We start from the raw sequence: 14134 nt of genomic DNA, 5'->3' as shown, positions 1-14134 counted from the left end.
AACTTTGAAACTTGATTGTTATTCCAATCAATCAGAACAGAAACAGAAGGAAATGTATTCGAAATTTCGACTACATTTCCTCGCGAACCATCGAAATTGCAGATTCTATTCGAAAAATCATACACATTCCCGCCTCATCCCCGCAAAATGCTCAATTATATACGAAATTTCATACACATTGGGGTCTAATCGCTGAAAATCGGCGAATTGTATTCGATTTTTCAAATAGATTTTGGGTACACCCTTTACTTGCCGCTGTTTTGCGCCACACCCGCGCCGACTTTCAGCCGCAGCGCGTTCAGATGGATAAAGCCAGTTGCGTCGCCTTGGTCGTACGCTTGCGTAGGATCGGCCTCCATCGTGGCGATGTCTGGGTTGTACAAGCTGACCGGACTTTTCACGCCGGCAGCGATGATGTTACCTTTGTACAGCTTCACGCGCACGGTGCCCGTCACGTTCTTCTGGCTCTCCGTCACCAGTGCCTGCAACGCCAGGCGTTCCGGCGCAAACCAGAAGCCGTTGTAGACGAGCGTGCTGTAACGGGTGATCAGGCTGTCGCGCAGGTTCATGACCTCGCGGTCCATCGTCAGCGATTCCATTTTGCGATGAGCCGTGAACAGAATCGTTCCGCCCGGCGTCTCATATACCCCGCGGCTCTTCATGCCGACAAACCGGTTCTCCACCATGTCGACGCGGCCGATGCCATGTTTGCCGCCCAGCTCATTCAGCTTCTCCATGACCCCAAGCGGGCTCAACCGTTCGCCATTGAGGGCTACGCAGTTCCCTTGCTCGAACTCCAGCTCCAGATACTCCGGTTGATCCGGGGCATCCTCCGGCGACACGCTGAGCAGGTACATGTCTTTGTTTTCCGGGGCGGATGCGTCAAACCACGGATCTTCCAACACGCCGCTTTCATAGCTGATATGCAGCAGGTTGCGGTCCATCGAGTAAGGCTTCGCTGCAGAGGCTGTTACTGGAATGCCATTCGCTTCTGCATAGGCGATCATTTCAGCGCGTCCCGGGAAGCGATCGCGGAACTCGCTCAACCGCCAAGGGGCGATCACGCGAATTTCCGGAGCCAACGCTGCTGCTGCCAGCTCGAAGCGCACTTGGTCGTTGCCTTTGCCGGTAGCGCCGTGGGCGATCGCCGTTGCGCCTTCCGCGCGGGCGATTTCCACCATGCGCTTGGCGATCAGCGGACGGGCGATGCTGGTACCCAGCAGGTATTGCCCTTCATACAAAGCGCCCGCCTGGAACATCGGATAGATGAAGTCTTTGGCGAACTCGTCGCGCAGATCGTCGATGTATACTTTCGAAGCGCCTGTAGCCAAAGCCTTCGCTTCCAGCCCGTCCAATTCTTCCTTCTGGCCGATATCAGCCGTAAACGCGATAATTTCGGCATCGTACGTTTCTTTTAACCACTTGAGAATGACCGACGTATCCAGGCCCCCGGAGTATGCCAGTACGATTTTTTCCTTTGCCATGATTCCTAGTCCTCCCGAAAAAAATTTATCCTATCAATGCGGCCATCAGCGCTTTCTGCGCATGCAACCGGTTCTCTGCCTGATCAAAAATAATCGAATGCGGTCCGTCGATCACGCCTTCGCTGACTTCCTCGCCCCGGTGAGCCGGCAGGCAATGCATAAAGACGTAATCCGGCTTCGCATACCGCGCCAGCTGCTCGTCGACCTGGTAATTGCGGAAGGCCTCTTCGCGGATCTTCTGCTCTTCTTCAAAGCCCATGCTTGCCCACACGTCGGTGTAAATAGCGTCCGCTTCTTGTACCGCCGCCTTCGGATCGCGCACCACTTCAATAACCGCGCCCGTCGCTTTGGCGATTTCTTGCGCATCCGCAACGATTTGCGGGTCCGGTTCATACCCTTCCGGGCTGGCCACGGACACGTGAACGCCCAGCTTCGCCCCGCCGATCATCAGCGAGTGCGCCATGTTGTTGCCATCGCCCACGTAGGCCAGTTTAAGGCCTTGCAGCTTGCCCTTATGCTCGTAAAGCGTCTGATAGTCGGCCAGCACCTGGCACGGATGAGCCAAGTCGCTCAGTCCGTTAATGACCGGCACGGTAGCATAGCGGGCCAGATCGACCACCTTATCATGACCGAAGGTCCGGATCATGATCCCGTCCAGGTAGCGCGACATGACCCCCGCCGTATCGGCGATCGTTTCGCCGCGTCCAAGTTGGATGTCGTTTTTGCTGAGAAACAGCGCATGACCTCCCAACTGATACGTCCCCACTTCAAAAGACACCCGTGTCCGCGTTGACGATTTTTCAAAAATCAGCCCGACGGTTTTTCCCAGCAGCGGTTGGTACACCTCGCCGTTCTTCTGCTTGCGCTTGAGCTCAATCGCCAAATCGATCAAATAGTGGATCTCGTCAGTTGAATAATCCGTCAGCTCGATAAAATCGCGGCCGCTTAAATTCATGCTGCTGCGTTTCGATGGTTCCAGCAAAGTCATTGATTAGTTCCCCTCCTTGGAAGTATAAGCGGCGATGACGTCTGCCAAAATCGCTACGGCCTGGTCGATCTCTTCCTTCGACACCTTGAGGTTTGGCAACAGCCGAATGACCTCAGGGCCGGCGGTGACGAACAGCAGTCCATGTTGTTGTCCGAGCAGTACGATGTCGCCCACCGGTCCGGCGCACCCAATGCCGATCAGCAAGCCTTTGCCGCGCACTTCTTGGACAAACGGCTCGTCTTTAAACGTCTCCTTCAGGAGCCCCGTCAAATATTCACCCATCTCTGCCACATGCTCCGGAATGCGCTCCTCCTGCATCGTCTCCAGTGTGGCAATGATCGCTGTCGTCACGATCGGATTGCCGCCAAATGTAGACGCATGGCTGCCCGGAGGGAACGCTTCGCGCAAATACGCTTTCGCCAGCATCGCCCCGGCGGGCAAGCCGCTGGCAATCCCTTTCGCCAATGTAAAAATATCCGGCTCGATGCCGTAATGCTGATGCGCAAACCATTTGCCCGTACGGCCCATGCCGGTTTGGACCTCGTCGATGATGAGCAGCAGCCCCTCTGCCTTGCACAGCTCAGACAGCTCTTGCACGAACGCCGGCTCCACCGGGTACACACCGCCTTCGGCTTGCACCATTTCCAGCATCACTGCCGCCGTTTGCGGGCCGATCGCTGCTTTCAGTGCTGGCAGGTCATGCAGAGGTACGGACTTGAAGCCTTCAGGAAGCGGTAGAAAACCGTCCTTGACCTTCTGCTGGCCGGTCGCGGTAAGCGTAGCCAACGTCCGCCCATGGAAGGATTGGTTGAACGTAATCATCTCGAAGCGGTTCGTTCCTTTCACCTTTTGATGGTAGCGCCGCGCCAGCTTGATCGCCGCTTCGTTTGCTTCGGCGCCGCTGTTGCAGAAGAAAACGACGTCCGCGCAGCTAATCTCCGTCAGCTTCCGCGCTGCAGCTTCCTGCTGCGGAATATGGAACAGGTTGCTCACATGCCAGAGCTCATCCAGCTGAGCCTTCACCTTGGCCGCCACCTTCTCCGGGGCATGCCCCAGGTTGGCGACCGCAAGACCGCTCATGAAATCAAGGTAGCGGTTGCCTTTGTCGTCCCACAGCCAGCTGCCTTTCCCTTTAACCAAATGAATCGGGTACCGGGCATAACTTGGGAACAACGCGCTGGGGCTGCTCCCTTCCGCCGCAGCTGCTACGGCGTTTGCTCCGGTGCCCGGAGCCGTTGTTGCTTCTTTCAGATCACTTTGCGCCATCGTTTTTTCCACTCCCATCTACTTAATTACTAATATAACCTTCCGACAGCCGCTTCGCTACGCCATCCGCACGATTCGGGTACCGATGCGTTCCCCGGACAGCACTTTTCCGAGTACGCCCGGCTCGTTGCCGCCTACAATCACTGCTTCCTTGACACTGCCGCTGATGCAAGCCACGGCGGCGCGCACCTTCGGGATCATTCCGCCGTAAATTTCCCCGGTGGAGATCATATCCTCGATTTGCTGTACGGTAATGGAATCGAGTACTTTTCTTTCGGTTCCGGTCATTTTCAAAATTCCGGGCACATCGGTGACGACGATCATACGTGAAACCCCCAGTGCCGAAGCAACCGCTCCTGCGGCCGTGTCCGCGTTGATGTTATAACGTTGTGCTCCGCTGGCATCAATACCAACGGGAGCAATGACCGGAATGTAGCCGAGATCCAGTACGCCGCGGATCAAATCCGCGTTAACACCCGTCACATCCCCAACGAATCCGACTTCCTTGCTGTTCGCAACCGGCTTCGCCTGCAGCAAACTGCCGTCCACACCGGATAAGCCCAGCGCTTTCCCGCCGTTCTGAGCGATGCGGCGCACGATCAACTTATTAATACTGCCGGCCAGCACCATTTCTACGACGTCCAGGACTTCATCCGTCGTATAACGCAGTCCGTCGACGAACGTGCTCTCAATCCCCAGCTTACCGAGGTTCTCCGAAATGGCTGGGCCGCCGCCATGGACGATCACCGGGTTTGCCCCTTCTTTTTGCAGCTTCACCAAGTCGGCAAAAAAAGAATTCGGCAGCTCCGCGAGCGTGCTGCCGCCACATTTCATCACAAACATTAGTCTGCCTGCTCCTTTCCGGAGTTCATCTCATCTGATAAATGATTTAGGATATGAATTCAAATTAAGTGCGATAAGCCGCGTTAATCCGGACGTAGTCATAGGTCAAATCGCAGCCCCAGGCGGTGGCTTCGCCTTGGCCGTTATGCAGGTCAACGGAGATGTTGATCGTGTCGCCTTTCAGGTAAGCAAGCGCCACATCCTCATCGAAAGGAACCGGACGCGAGCCCTCCAACACGACGATGTCGCCAAGCTTGATGTCCACCGTCTCCGGGTTGACCGGCTCACCCGCACGGCCGACCGCAGCGATGATGCGGCCCCAGTTGGCGTCGGCGCCAAACACCGCCGACTTCACGAGGCTCGAGCCAACGATCGTCTTCGCGATCGCGCGAGCCGAATTATCGCTTACGGCGCCGCGCACCGTCACCTCGACGAGACGTGTTGCGCCTTCCCCATCGCGGGCGATCGCCTTGGCCAACGTCTCACACACGTGGCGGAACGCCGCAGCGAACGCGTCCCAGTCGGCATGCCCGGGTGACAGCTCCCGGTTGCCAGCCAGCCCGCTCGCCATCGCCAGCAGCATATCGTTCGTGCTCGTATCGCCATCGACGGTGATCATGTTAAACGTCACGTCGGTCGTTTGCCCGAGCAGGCTTTGCAGCGCCTGTGGCTCAATCGCGGCGTCGGTCGTGACGAACGCCAGCATCGTGGCCATGTTCGGGTGGATCATGCCCGAGCCCTTGGCAGCCCCCGCGATCGTCACCTCGCGGCCGTCCACGTCAAGCTTCACGCACACCTCTTTCTTCACGAGGTCCGTGGTCAAAATCGCCTGGCAGAACTGCTCGGCCCCCTCGCCGTTCGCTGCCACCGCCGCCGGCAATCCAGCGATGCCGGCGCGGACGCGGTCCATCGGCAATAGCTCGCCGATGACGCCGGTGGAGGCTACGGCGACTTCGTGTTCGCCGAGCCCAAACGCCTCCGCCGCCGCAGCGCGCATCGCGTACGCGTCGGCTTCGCCTTGCGCGCCGGTGCACGCGTTGGCGTTGCCGCTGTTGACGACGACGGCCCGCAGCCGCTGCCCGCTGGACGCGACGCTCTCACGCGTCACTTTCAGCGGCGCCGCCTGGAAGACGTTCGTCGTATAAACAGCGGCGGCTACCGCCGGCACCTCGCAGAGGATTGCGCCGAGATCGTTGCGGGTCGTCTTCTTCAGACCGCAATGCAGCCCGCCGGCCTGAAAGCCTTTTGGCGTGGTGATGCTCCCCTCCGGCGCTGCACGAAATAAACTAACCACTCCCATGACGTACTCCTTTCACAAGCCTAAATAAGTTGATATCTCCCTATGGGTAAACCGGTGTGAACTTCAAGCCGGTCGTTTCCTCCCAGCCCATCATCAGGTTCAAATTCTGAATCGCTTGCCCCGCCGCGCCTTTGACCAAATTATCAATGACGGACACGATCGTCAGCCGACCTGTACGTGCATCCGCCGCAAAGCCGATGTCACAAAAGTTCGAGCCGAACACTTCCTTGGTCGCCGGCCACTTGCCTTTGTCCCGGATGCGGACGAACGGACGTCCTTCGTAATATTGACGGTACAGCTGGATCAAATCTTCCTCTGTATAGGCGCCCTTCAACGTGGCGTACATCGTGCACATAATCCCCCGCGTCATCGGCGTCAGGTGCGTCGTGAACGTCACCGTGACCGGTTCACCGGTGATTTTCCCTAAGGTTTGCTCGATCTCTGGGATGTGCTGGTGCTTGTTGACCTTATATACTTTCATATTTTCATTGATTTCCGCGTAATGGTTTGTCAGGTTCATGCCCCGGCCCGCGCCGGATACACCCGACTTGGCATCGATGATGATGCTGCCCGGATCAATCCAGCCTGCACTCAGCGCCGGGATCAGACCAAGCAGCGTAGCGGTTGGATAGCAGCCCGGGTTGGAGACGAACTCCTTGCCTTTCACCTCATCGCCGTAAATCTCCGCCAAGCCATACACCGCCTGCTCAAGCAACGCTGCTGCCGGAGCCTCATGTTTATACCAAGCCTCGTATTCACGGCCGTCTTTGAGCCGAAAATCACCGGACAAATCAATAACCTTCAGTCCAACCTCCAGCAGCTGCGGCACCAGCTTCGTGCTGACCCCGGATGGCGTTGCGGTAAATACCACATCGACCTTCGTCGCAAGCTCCACCGGATTCAAGCCGTCCAGCGGCTGAACGATGATCTCGGATAAATGCGGGAACCCGTCCGTTAAGGGCTCTCCCGCGCTAGAAACGGAAATCACCGAAGCGATCTCCACATGCGGATGTCCCCATAAAAAACGAATCAGCTCCACGCCCCCATACCCCGTGGAACCGACGATGGCTACTTTTATTTTCTCCCCGTTCACAATGCTAACCTCGCTTCCTCTCCCGTTGGATCAAGCCTATGAAATCAACAATATGCATCATTCCGTTGTAAATATGTATTATTATACGGCTGAACTTATATAAATACAACAACTCTCACAAAAATTTACCCTCGCATGTCAGGCCTCTCTCGCCGTCCAACTTTTGTGCAAGGTCTGAATCAGGTATATTTAGAAGGTGCTCATGTACCGCATAGAAGGAGGAGAAGCAGAAGCACCATGTCGAACGAAAAAACGATCGCATTCGTATACGCTCATCCCGATGATGAAACATTTGGGTGTTCTTATTTAATCCGGCAAATCGCCGATGAAGGAGGCAAGGCGGTGCTGCTGACCGCCACCCGGGGAGACGCGGGTAAAACCGGTCGCTTAGGGGAAATGACACGCGAACAGTTAGCTGCCCGCAGGGATCAGGAGTTGGCCAAAGCCGCCGAGATCCTCGGCATCTCCGTTGTCGAGCAGCTGGGGCTGCCGGACGGCAAGCTGAAGGAGGCGGACCCGGCGATGCTGCGGGAGAAGATTGCCGACTTCTTGTGGCGCCATCAGGCGGAGGTCGTCGTGACGTTCCCGGAAGACGGTCTATCCGGACACCCGGATCATATCGTCATCCATCACGCCGTAAACGATGTCGTTTTTGGCGGCCAAGCGCCTACCGTGCAGAAATTGTATTATAACCAACTGGGATCGTATACTTCGGATCATTCCAGCGTGCTGCGCGTGGCGGCCGGCAACCGTTGGGAAGCCAAACGCCAAGCCCTGGCCGCCCATGAGTCGCAAATTTGGAGCGTGGAGCGGGTATTTGGCGTTTTAGGACCGCAGGTACCGCCGCATCACCAATTCGAGTCATTTGAGCTGATCTGGGAGCGGGGCGAACGGTATCCACAAAAAAACGAGCAGTCTATCTATGATGGCTTGGTTTGAATGCGACACCCAAACAATAAACCGTCCGAATCAATTCGGACGGTTTATTTCTATTTTGCGGGTATGTTCTTTTTCGGGGCATGCGTCTCCCCGGACGTATTAGATTCTCCGGACCCCTTTTACACCATTATCCCGTTCGATCAGAGCAAGAAACACTTCTTGATGAATGATCTGCACAGGTCAGTTCACCCCTGCCCTAACGATCATCTCCTGAAGGAAAGGGATAATGGTGCAAAAAAGCCCAGCAGAGTTCCCCCATGCCGAGCTTATCCCCTTTGGTCAGCCAGCACCGGAGAGATCAACCAACTACCAGAAGTCACTGCTCTCCCTGCACCCTTTTAAACCCTTCCCCCAATACCTCATGTGCATTCGTGATGATGACAAAGGCATTGGGATCCAGCGTCTGTACCAACGTCTTGAGCCGCGTGACTTCGCTCTGCCCTACAACGACCATCAGCACGGTCCGCGCATCGCCGGTGTACCCGCCGTGACCGTCCAGCTTAGTCAGCCCCCGGTCCAGGTGAGTGAGCACAGCCTGCGAGATCTCCTCCGTCCGGTCGGCAATAATGTAAGCGACCTTCGTGTAATTGAAGCCCAGCTCGATGGCATCGATGATTTTACCGGTGATGTACAGTCCGATCAGGGCATAGAGCGCTTTTTCCGGGGTCAGCAAAAATAACGCCAACACAATCACAATCCCGTCCATCATCACAACGCAAACGGAGAGGCTGAGGCCGCTGTATTTTTGAATAATTTGCGCCAAGGTGGACAGCCCGCCGGTGGATCCCCGGCCTCGGAACACAATACCGAGTCCTATCCCCACCCCGATGCCTCCATATAACGAAGCCAGCAACGGATCTGTCGTTGGTACGGGAATGTCCCGTGTCAAAAAGACGAAGAACGGCAGCACCACCGTGCCCAGCAGAGAACGGATGGAGTAGTCCCGCCCGAGCAGCACGTAGCCTGCGATGAACAGCGGGATGTTCAGGGCCCATTGGGTGTAGGCTGGTTCGATTCCAAATTGCGACTGAACGATGATAGATAACCCCGAGACACCGCCCGAGGCGATATGACTGGGGACCAAAAACAAATTAAACGCCAAGGCAGTGATCAGCGAGCCTACGATAATCATCAACGTATCCAGCGTATGGCGTATCGGACCGGTGACCGGAATATAGTCTTGAAATCGGCGTTTGCGAACTTTCGGCGGCATTGCTCCCCCTCCTTACTTGCATTTCATGAAATATGTAAAAATAGAAAAACCCACCCGTACCAAACGTGGCCAAGGTGGGTCGTATTTAGTAGCGGCTCGGGCGGGAAGGCACATCAAGGCGCTCCCGTCCCGCTGATTAGCTCTCCGTCTTAATCTGGCTGCGCAGATAACCGTCGATAAAAGCGTCCAGATCCCCGTCCATCACCGCGCCGACATTCCCCGTCTCCACGTTCGTCCGGTGATCCTTCACCATGCTGTACGGGTGGAACACGTACGAGCGGATTTGGCTGCCCCAGGCGATATCCGATTGCTCGCCGCGGATCTCATCCAACTCGCGTTGTTGCTCCTCGATCTTGCGTTCGTACAGCTTGGAGCGGAGCATCGTCATCGCCCGTTCTCGGTTCTTGATCTGTGAGCGTTCGTTCTGGCAGGTCACCACGATCCCGGTCGGGATGTGGGTAATCCGCACGGCCGAGTCGGTCGTGTTGATGTGCTGACCGCCGGCACCGCTGGCGCGGTACGTATCGATTTTTAAATCCTCATTACGGATTTCGATCTCCACGTCATCGCTGATCTCCGGCACGACGTCACAGGAGACGAACGACGTATGCCGGCGTCCGGAAGCGTCAAACGGCGAGATCCGCACCAGCCGGTGAACGCCCTTCTCCGCCTTCAGGTAGCCGTAGGCGTTGTAGCCTTTGATCAACAGCGTAACGCTCTTGATCCCGGCTTCGTCGCCCGGCAGGTAGTCCAGCGTCTCGACCTTAAAGCCGCGTTTCTCCGCCCAGCGAGTATACATCCGCAGCAGCATTTGGCCCCAGTCCTGGGACTCGGTGCCGCCTGCGCCAGGATGCAACTCGAGAATCGCGTTCATTTTGTCGTACGGCTGGTTCAGCAGCAGCTGGAGCTCGAACTCCTCCAGCTTCTTCACGAGCTTCTCTACGGAGTCTGCAACCTCCGCAGCCAGCGATTCATCGCCTTCTTCCTCGGCGAGCTCCGCCATCATTTCCAGCTCATCGTATTCGTTCTGCAGCGCCGTATATTGGTCCACCGAGGATTTTACCGCATTCATCTCCGCGATAATCCCTTGAGCTTTCTCGTTGTCGTCCCAGAAATCCGGTGCCGCCATTTTCTCCTCATAGTTGGCGATCATCTCTTGCTTCAGATCTAAGTCAAAGAGACCCCCTAAGGTTGGTTAATTTCTTTGCGATTTCGCGCATGTCTTGTTTCACGTTCGCATCGATCATACGGTAGATCACCTTTCTTTGTAAAAGTTTATTTGTAGCTGCCACTTTGGTTTAAAGGTAACGCCCTTTTGTACCCTTATTCAACTCCCGGGCACCGAATTTCAAAAAATAAGGACAAAATCTACCTTTATTTCATTCCTAAACCTGGAAAAACCCTGTTTTGAGCCATAGTCTGCAAAAATAAGGCCAAAAAACTCCCTTATTTACCAGACATCCGCCCAAAAAAGCAAAATAAGGCCCTTTTTTACCCCTATTTCGCCTGTGGCTGAACCAACGTCGAGGTGGCTACCTCGGATGAGCCAACATCGGCGCGGCCGCTGCGGCCGAGAACAGGTTTTCCCTCCAAACGGGGCAAAAGCGGGCAGCCTAAGGAAATCCTCAGGCTCCCCGCCGCACCCAGCTTATGCCGAACATTATGCGTTTTGGCCGTGGCAGTGTTTGTACTTCTTGCCGCTGCCGCATGGGCACAAGTCGTTGCGGCCGATCGTTTCGCCGCGTTTGACTGGGCGTTTCTCTGCCGGCTCGCCGCTCGTGGTGATTTTGTTCTCATCCACGACCGCTTGGCGTTCCTGGTTCGTTTCGATCTGCGCCTTCATGATGTACGTCGCGACTTCTTCCTGAATGCTGGCGATCATCGCGTTGAACATCTCATAGCCTTCAAATTGATATTCGCGCAGCGGATCGGTACCGCCGTATGCACGAAGATGAATGCCTTGACGCAGCTGATCCATCGCGTCGATATGGTCCATCCATTTGCTGTCGACAGCACGGAGGGCGATAACCTTCTCGAACTCCCGTACCATTTCCGGACCAATCGCTTCTTCGCGAGCGTTGTATTTCGTCAGGACGCGTTCAAAAATATACTCGACCATCTCATTCGGCTCTTTGCCCCACAGATCGTCTTTCGTAATGGCGCCTTCGTCCAGCAGCTTGCTGTTGACGTAATCGGCAACCTCTTGCAGTTCCCAGTTCTCCGGCAACTCGTCAGCGGTATGGGCTTCAACCACCCGTTCGATGACCGGCTTGATCATATCGAGAACGATCTGCTTAATGTTCTCCGATTCCAGCAGCTCGCGGCGCTGTTTGTAGATAATTTCACGCTGTTGGTTCATGACGTCGTCATATTGTAGGACGACTTTACGCACGTCGAAGTTGTTGCCTTCTACGCGTTTTTGCGCAGACTCGATCGCACGGGTGATCATCTTGCTCTCGATTGGTTGGTCTTCCTCGAAGCCAAGACGCTCCATCATGTTCAGCACGTTGTCCGCGCCAAACCGCTTCATCAGTTCATCGCCCAGCGACAGGTAGAACTGTGTGGAGCCTGGATCGCCCTGACGGCCGGCACGACCGCGCAGCTGGTTATCGATCCGGCGCGATTCGTGGCGTTCGGTACCTATGATATGCAGGCCACCTAATTCGGCCACGCCTTCGCCAAGCAAAATGTCGGTACCGCGGCCCGCCATGTTGGTAGCGATCGTCACGGAACCCGGTTCCCCTGCGTGAGAGATAATTTCGGCTTCCTCCGCATGGTATTTCGCGTTCAGCACCTTGTGCGGGATGCCTTTGCGCTTCAGCATCTCGGATACGCGTTCGGAGTTCTCGATCGAGATCGTACCGACGAGCACCGGTTGTTTTTTCTTATGGCGCTGAACGATTTCTTCGACAACCGCCTTGAACTTGCCGTCAACACTCTTGTAAACGACGTCCGGCAAGTCGATACGACGGTTCGGCCGGTTGGTCGGCACTTGCAGCACTTCGAGGCCGTAGATTTTCTTGAACTCTTCTTCCTCGGTCTTCGCCGTACCGGTCATCCCGGCCAGCTTGCGGTACATCCGGAAGTAGTTCTGGAACGTAATCGTCGCCAGCGTCATGCTTTCGTTCTGTACCTCGATGCCTTCTTTGGCTTCGATCGCCTGGTGCAGCCCGTCGCTGTAACGGCGACCTTGCATGATCCGGCCGGTAAATTCGTCGACGATCAGCACCTCATCATCGGTCACGACGTAATCGACGTCGCGGCGCATGATAACGTTCGCTTTAAGTGCCTGCACCACGTGGTGGTTCAGGGTAACGTGTTTATGATCGTACAAGTTATCAATGCCAAAAGCGCGTTCCGCTTTAGCGACCCCTTTTTCGGTCAACGAAACGGCCTTTACTTTAATATCAACGGTATAATCTTCCTCCGGCGTCAGCGTCTTCACGAAACGATCGGCTGCATAATACAGCTCGGTGGATTTCTGAGCTTGGCCGGATATAATGAGCGGTGTCCGCGCTTCATCGATCAAAATGGAGTCCACTTCATCAATAATGCAATAATACAGCGGCCGCTGTACCATCTGTTCTTTGTAGAGCACCATGTTGTCGCGCAGGTAGTCAAACCCAAATTCGTTGTTCGTGCCATACGTGATGTCGCAAGCGTAAGCTTCTTGTTTCTGCTCATGCTCCATGCCGTTGAGGTTCACCCCAACCGTCATGCCGAGGAAGTTGTAAATCTGCCCCATCTGCTGGCTATCGCGTTGTGCCAAATAGTCGTTGACGGTAACGACATGCACACCTTTCCCCAGGAGCGCATTCAAATAAACCGGCAGGGTTCCGACCAGCGTCTTCCCTTCACCGGTTTTCATCTCCGCAATCTTGCCTTCATGAAGCGCCATGCCGCCGACCAGCTGCACATCAAAATGACGCATCCCCAGCGTGCGTTTCGAAGCTTCCCGTACTGTGGCAAAAGCTTCTGGCAACAGCTCATCCAGCGTCTCGCCTTTCTCGATCCGTTCCCGGAACTCGGCGGTTTTCCCTTTTAACTGCTCGTCCGAAAGCGCCTCAAATTGCGGTTCTAATGAATTAATATAATCGACCGTCTTCATCAGACGTTTGACATCACGTTCATTCGTGTCGCCAAATATCTTCTTTACTAATCCCAGCATGATTTACCCCTTTCACGCATAAACAGATGATTTGCCTAAATTGTAACAGTTTGTAAGGCACGCCGCAACACGCCCCGTCACGTCTGCATTGCGGTAAAGCGCCCTTGTATACGAATAAAGAGCCCTATCCGCGGGCGGATAAGGCTCGTTTCCTTTGCGTTAGTATCACAGGAATTACCACCTCGTTTGAAACAACTTGCCATGATTGCACGGAGTGCAGGGGGTTAATCCTGTTCAATCAAACCGTATTTGCCGTCATTGCGCTTGTAGACGACGTTAACTTCCTTAGTGTCGATGTTCGAGAAAACGAAGAAGTTGTGTCCTACCATATTCATTTGCAAAATCGCTTCCTCTACGTCCATCGGCTTCAAGGTAAAGCGTTTCGTGCGAACCACTTCCAGCTCTTCCTCGCCTTCATCCAGCGCAACGGAGCCTGTGGTCGCGTCCTCTACAAAGAGGCTGTTCTTCACGCCCTTCTGGCGCAGCTTACGGTTGATTTTCGTTTTGTGCTTGCGGATTTGACGTTCAAGCTTGTCCACAACCGCATCAATGGATGCGTACATGTCGTCGCTGCGGTCTTCCGCACGGAGCACAACGCCGGTCAAAGGAATCGTTACCTCGACCGCGTGCAAGCCTCGTACCACACTTAACGTGACAGTACCGTCTGAGGTAGGGGGTGCATCAAAGTACTTGTCTAGTCGGCTGAGTTTCTTGTCTACGTAGTCACGCAAGGCCTCAGTCACTTCAATCTGCTGTCCTCGAATACTAAAATTCATAGGGCACTCCTCCTTTGCTTTGCACCTTTATTATACCATGACGTAAAGGCAAAGTAAAAAGTGC

11 protein-coding genes are annotated in these 14134 nt (G+C 55.1%); 1 reads left to right on the top strand and 10 read right to left on the bottom strand.

The genetic code is table 11. The annotated features are described in order from the left end of the window. Nucleotides 1-245: 245 nt before the first annotated feature. The 6 genes from POTG_RS13435 to argC all read right to left on the bottom strand — a co-directional run bounded on the left by POTG_RS13435 (nucleotide 246) and on the right by argC (nucleotide 6974). Nucleotides 246-1484, bottom strand: coding sequence for an argininosuccinate synthase (locus tag POTG_RS13435; protein WP_009225376.1), 1239 nt, complete (start codon nucleotides 1482-1484; stop codon nucleotides 246-248). 25 nt (nucleotides 1485-1509) lie between these two features. Further along, nucleotides 1510-2472, bottom strand: a complete 963-nt coding sequence (gene argF / locus POTG_RS13430; protein WP_009225375.1) for an ornithine carbamoyltransferase — start codon at nucleotides 2470-2472, stop codon at nucleotides 1510-1512. 3 nt (nucleotides 2473-2475) lie between these two features. After that, nucleotides 2476-3738 (bottom strand): acetylornithine transaminase, encoded by a 1263-nt coding sequence (locus POTG_RS13425; RefSeq protein ID WP_009225374.1) that lies wholly within the window; start codon nucleotides 3736-3738, stop codon nucleotides 2476-2478. Nucleotides 3739-3795: 57 nt separating this feature from the next. After that, nucleotides 3796-4581: an acetylglutamate kinase gene (gene argB / locus POTG_RS13420; RefSeq protein WP_009225373.1), complete on the bottom strand. Its 786-nt coding sequence runs from the start codon at nucleotides 4579-4581 to the stop codon at nucleotides 3796-3798. Between the two features lie 64 nt (nucleotides 4582-4645). Next, nucleotides 4646-5881, bottom strand: a complete 1236-nt coding sequence (gene argJ, locus POTG_RS13415; protein WP_009225372.1) for a bifunctional glutamate N-acetyltransferase/amino-acid acetyltransferase ArgJ — start codon at nucleotides 5879-5881, stop codon at nucleotides 4646-4648. 40 nt (nucleotides 5882-5921) lie between these two features. Beyond that, nucleotides 5922-6974, bottom strand: coding sequence for an N-acetyl-gamma-glutamyl-phosphate reductase (gene argC, locus POTG_RS13410; RefSeq protein WP_009225371.1), 1053 nt, complete (start codon nucleotides 6972-6974; stop codon nucleotides 5922-5924). Nucleotides 6975-7211: 237 nt separating this feature from the next. Between argC and POTG_RS13405 the strand changes: the two genes are divergently transcribed. Further along, entirely contained in the window at nucleotides 7212-7913 is a 702-nt protein-coding gene (locus POTG_RS13405; RefSeq protein WP_009225370.1) for a PIG-L deacetylase family protein, read from the top strand. Between the two features lie 316 nt (nucleotides 7914-8229). On the opposite strand, the gene POTG_RS13400 is transcribed toward POTG_RS13405, so the two are convergent. The 4 genes from POTG_RS13400 to hpf form a co-directional block, all read right to left on the bottom strand. Beyond that, the gene (locus POTG_RS13400) at nucleotides 8230-9126 is read right to left on the bottom strand and encodes a YitT family protein (protein ID WP_009225369.1); all 897 of its coding nucleotides are present in this window, start codon (nucleotides 9124-9126) and stop codon (nucleotides 8230-8232) included. Between the two features lie 136 nt (nucleotides 9127-9262). After that, a protein-coding gene (prfB, locus tag POTG_RS13395; protein WP_157273444.1) for a peptide chain release factor 2 occupies nucleotides 9263-10373 on the bottom strand; the annotation gives its coding sequence in 2 pieces (ribosomal slippage) (nucleotides 9263-10300 and nucleotides 10302-10373; 1110 coding nt in all). 413 nt (nucleotides 10374-10786) lie between these two features. Further along, entirely contained in the window at nucleotides 10787-13294 is a 2508-nt protein-coding gene (gene secA, locus POTG_RS13390; RefSeq protein WP_009225367.1) for a preprotein translocase subunit SecA, read from the bottom strand. Between the two features lie 224 nt (nucleotides 13295-13518). Further along, nucleotides 13519-14070, bottom strand: coding sequence for a ribosome hibernation-promoting factor, HPF/YfiA family (gene hpf / locus POTG_RS13385; protein ID WP_009225366.1), 552 nt, complete (start codon nucleotides 14068-14070; stop codon nucleotides 13519-13521). Nucleotides 14071-14134 lie beyond the last annotated feature (64 nt).

The sequence above is a fragment of the Paenibacillus sp. oral taxon 786 str. D14 genome (assembly GCF_000159955.1).
In the GTDB taxonomy this organism is placed as follows: domain Bacteria; phylum Bacillota; class Bacilli; order Paenibacillales; family Paenibacillaceae; genus Fontibacillus; species Fontibacillus phoenicis.
Note: the sequence above shows the minus strand (reverse complement) of the source record. Positions and strands in the feature narration are given on the sequence as shown.

Coding starts and splice junctions, on each gene's coding strand:
- argF (WP_009225375.1), bottom strand. CDS start 2,472: ATGACTTTGCTGGAACCATCGAAACGCAGCAGCATGAATTTAAGCGGC.
- POTG_RS13400 (WP_009225369.1), bottom strand. CDS start 9,126: ATGCCGCCGAAAGTTCGCAAACGCCGATTTCAAGACTATATTCCGGTC.
- POTG_RS13435 (WP_009225376.1), bottom strand. CDS start 1,484: ATGGCAAAGGAAAAAATCGTACTGGCATACTCCGGGGGCCTGGATACG.
- POTG_RS13405 (WP_009225370.1), top strand. CDS start 7,212: ATGTCGAACGAAAAAACGATCGCATTCGTATACGCTCATCCCGATGAT.
- argB (WP_009225373.1), bottom strand. CDS start 4,581: ATGTTTGTGATGAAATGTGGCGGCAGCACGCTCGCGGAGCTGCCGAAT.
- hpf (WP_009225366.1), bottom strand. CDS start 14,070: ATGAATTTTAGTATTCGAGGACAGCAGATTGAAGTGACTGAGGCCTTG.
- argJ (WP_009225372.1), bottom strand. CDS start 5,881: ATGGGAGTGGTTAGTTTATTTCGTGCAGCGCCGGAGGGGAGCATCACC.
- secA (WP_009225367.1), bottom strand. CDS start 13,294: ATGCTGGGATTAGTAAAGAAGATATTTGGCGACACGAATGAACGTGAT.
- POTG_RS13425 (WP_009225374.1), bottom strand. CDS start 3,738: ATGGCGCAAAGTGATCTGAAAGAAGCAACAACGGCTCCGGGCACCGGA.